This window comes from Chroococcidiopsis sp. (assembly GCF_051657925.1).
GTDB lineage: Bacteria > Cyanobacteriota > Cyanobacteriia > Cyanobacteriales > Chroococcidiopsidaceae > Chroococcidiopsis.
The window spans coordinates 1-3,058 of the sequence record NZ_JBOFLP010000331.1 but is presented as its reverse complement, the minus strand read 5'-3'; the positions used below and the strand labels follow the sequence as shown (position 1 = coordinate 3,058).

General features: G+C 46.5%; 3 protein-coding genes. 1 reads left to right on the top strand and 2 read right to left on the bottom strand.

The features are described 5' to 3' along the window. Positions 1–114: 114 nt before the first annotated feature. Positions 115–654: a HEAT repeat domain-containing protein gene (locus ACRC32_RS26485; RefSeq protein WP_438556775.1), complete on the top strand. Its 540-nt coding sequence runs from the start codon at positions 115–117 to the stop codon at positions 652–654. A gap of 127 nt (positions 655–781) precedes the next feature. Here the strand turns inward: ACRC32_RS26485 and ACRC32_RS26480 are convergent, their stop codons facing one another. Both ACRC32_RS26480 and ACRC32_RS26475 read right to left on the bottom strand, forming a co-directional pair. Beyond that, positions 782–1,648: a hypothetical protein gene (locus ACRC32_RS26480; protein ID WP_438556774.1), complete on the bottom strand. Its 867-nt coding sequence runs from the start codon at positions 1,646–1,648 to the stop codon at positions 782–784. Positions 1,649–1,738: 90 nt separating this feature from the next. Further along, a partial coding sequence (locus ACRC32_RS26475) for a DnaB-like helicase C-terminal domain-containing protein (protein WP_438556773.1) occupies positions 1,739–3,058 on the bottom strand: 1,320 nt, incomplete at its 5' end.

Here is a 3,058-nt window from a genome sequence, read left to right as displayed (position 1 = left end):
GCCACTGCTCTCAATTTGATTCGCTGGGATGCTTGGCTCTCAGCTATCCCACTGGCTCGAACTCGCTACTCTCGATTTATAGAGCTTAAGCCCCAAATAGCGTAGCTTTTTTCTCTGACGAATTCGCCAACAGTATCTTCGCTACTTTTACCCCTACTAGCTAAACTTAACCATCCCGATTGGAAATATCGACTCAAGGCACTCCAGCAAATCGAGGTGAATTCTGAAACTTTCTCTGCCGCGATCGCCCTTCTTGAAGACGAGCATAGCACCATTCGCCGTTGGGCTGCTGCAATCTTGGGTAGCAGCGGCATTAAACAGGCAGTCAATCCTCTGTGCCGCGTAGTCATTTCTGACAGTTCGGCAATTGTGCGGAGAACGGCGGGGGATGCCCTGAGCGATTTAGGCGATGAGGAAGCGATCGCTACCATGTGTCAGGCGTTAACAGATTCCTCTCCTCTAGTCCGCTGGAGAGCTGCTCGTTTCCTCAATGAGATAGGTGATTCCTCTGCGGTAGACCTACTGCGTCAAGCGGCTGTTGGCGAAACAGAATTTGACGTTCGCATAGAGATGCTAGCTGCCCTGGAACGCATTGAAGGCGGTCGCCAAACCCAACTGCCAATGTGGATGCGAATTGCTGGCGGTGACAAGTGACAAATAGCAAAAAATCACGAAAAGTTAGGCTTGTCAGAGTATTTTGCCAGTTTTTACAAAACCAGTCGTAGAATGCGAAGCGCGGAGCTAAACTTAGTTATCGCTCCTGAGTTCGCCCTTCCACTTCTTACTCAACATCCCCAACCCCATACTCTTTCTCGATCAACCGCAAAACTTTATCTTCCAAAGGCGTGAGATAAGTCTGTTTTCCCAAATGCTCCAGCATGGTATAAGCTACGCGATCGCGAAATCCAGGTACTTCCCTTACTCTCCTAATCCGGTGCAAAATCTGCGGTAGTTGGCGATGGACTTCGGGAGAATCAATCTTATTTAAGTTTTCTGGCTTCACAGTTAGAGTCGTGTCGTGTACGTCAACAATGATAGTAAAGTCTCTTGGCTCCACTGCAATCGCCCAACAGCCGTTATATTTCTTTTCTTTACCTTCCAACCTGACCAAAGTGAATACATCACCTACCTGGCAATAGTCTTTGGCATTCCCCAAGGGCTTTTCTTTGAGCTGCTCGACGATCCCCTTAACGATACGACCGCTAGGAACCTTACCATCAGCTAGGTCTACAGCTTGCTGCCATACTTCCACTTGTTTTTCTAACTCTAACCCAGATAGCGATCGCACCTGTCCTTCTGAAGTTGGCAGTACGCGACAACAAATTGTTGTCGTCAGATTTTCATAAACCTCAGCTGCGGTAATCAAATAATTAACAGCTTGTTTAGTCTTGCCAAAACGGTCGCGGCAGTAACCAACAAAATCATTACTGTGAGTGCTACGGTACAAACGACGGTCGCGCAATTCCTTGATTGCTTTCCCTGCTTCGTAAAATGCTCTCTCTACCCGCAATTCTAAACGGTGGCGATCGCGTTCTTCGTCGTGGGTAAGTTCTGCTAAAATTTCTACCTGGGCAGCTTCTACAGGGATCGATGTATTAGACTCCACCATAGAAGAAGATTTAGTAGCTACAAGTTTCTTGTTACTCATAAGAGCTAGTGGAGTTGAGATGAGCTTTCCCTCATATAGTCACTGCTTAGATCTGCCTGTACTGCTGCTCTGTGCTTGAGAAAGTCTGCATTACACGCTTGGATCTAGATTTTTGAGAATTCCATAGGACTTGTCAAAAAACACCGTTGCTGTACCCGTATCGCCGTGACGTGCCTTAGCCGCGATCAGCTCTAGGATTCCCTGCTCCTCGCTATCTGGGTGATAATATTCGTCTCGGTAAGCCAGGATGATATTGTCTGCCACCATCTCTAAAATTCCTGATTGGCTCAAGTCGCTCATCATCGGGCGCTTGTTTTGTCTACTCTCAACTGCTCTAGAGATTTGAGAAAGTGCCAATACAGGGACATCTAGATCGCCAGCCATTTTGTACAGTCCCCGTGCCACGTCTCCTAGTTCGTAGCTGCGGTTGCCTCCAGTGTCCTCTGCCATCATCTGTAGGTAATCAACTACAACCAGCCCCAGCGAGCCTTCTTTTGCTTTAACCTGGCGGCATTCTGAAGCAATTCCAGCCACCGTAATCCCTCGACTGTCATTCATGTACAGCGGCAACTCTGAGGCAATGCTGACGATTTTGGCAATACTGTTAAATTCCCAGCTAGCCAAGGATTCCAATCCCGCACGATGTTTGCGGATGCGATCGCTTTTCAGGGGTGTTATGCCTAGATGCTTGTAGGCGTTAGTCACGCTAATTAAACTCCACAGCCTGTATTCCAGCTGTTTCTTTGTCATCTCCAGCGAGAAGATGACAACAGGTAGCTCGTGGAGCAGAATCATTTGGAGGGCTAGGAACAAAGAGATCTGGGAGTTATGGACAAAAATATCGTTAGCAACAAAATTGTGGGTTTCTGGAATTGTTAGGTCATATACCTGATGGTCGCCAATTGGCTCAATAGAAACAATTTCATCCCAGTAAACATCACTTGTAGCAATTTGCTGAAGTCGTAAGTTGTCCAATGCAGTTGAGATTTGAAGCAGCCTTTCTCGTGTTGGAGATCGCTTACCAACATGAATATTAGAGTATCCTTTAATCCCAGCTCGTCTCGCCAAAACTCCCCAAGGTTCATTTCCTTTAGCTGCTGCTATCTGCTCCCAGACTTCTATAGGAATTAAGTCACGGTTAGTTTGATATTTCTTCAGAGCTAGAGCTTCTTTAACTCCTGATAATGCTTTCTCTTTTCCAAAGATACCGATTTCATCAATGAAAGCTTTGATGGATACTGCATCAGTAATATCTAGTTGCCAAGCGACTCTACGACTATCTTGATATTTAACTAGCCGTTTTTTCAGGGTAGCTACTACACCAAATCGCAGGAGAAGATGCTGTATCTGTCGCGCTAGCTTTTCACTGACTGATGCATACCCTATCTGTGACTGACCGCTTTTGAGGAC